The sequence below is a fragment of the Micromonospora sp. LOL_021 genome, assembly GCF_048060215.1.
GTDB lineage: Bacteria > Actinomycetota > Actinomycetes > Mycobacteriales > Micromonosporaceae > Micromonospora_E.
On sequence record NZ_JBHMIN010000182.1, the window covers coordinates 1 to 279 of the forward strand.

Annotated in this window: 1 protein-coding gene; it reads left to right on the forward strand. The window is 64.5% G+C overall.

The window, feature by feature from the left end; genetic code table 11:
* On the forward strand, positions 1–269 hold a 269-nt coding region (locus tag ACFHWT_RS31585), incomplete at its 5' end, for a transposase family protein (protein ID WP_416598375.1).
* Between the last annotated feature and the right edge of the window lie 10 nt (positions 270–279).

Here is a 279-nt window from a genome sequence, read left to right on the forward strand (position 1 = left end):
CCGACTCCGGCTACGAAGGCGCAGGCCAGGGCATCAAGACCCCGGTCAAGCAACCCACCGACGGCAGCCGACTCGCCCCCGACAACCGCTTCTACAACCGGCTGCTACGCGGCCTGCGGTGGCAGGGCGAACGCGGCTTCGCCATCCTGATCGGACGCTGGAAGACACTCCGTCACACCACCGCCAGCCCACGCAGAATCGGCGACATCGTCACCGCAGCACTCCACCTGACCCACTTCGAATACAAATACCTGACGGCAAGTCGCTGAGATCAGCTCA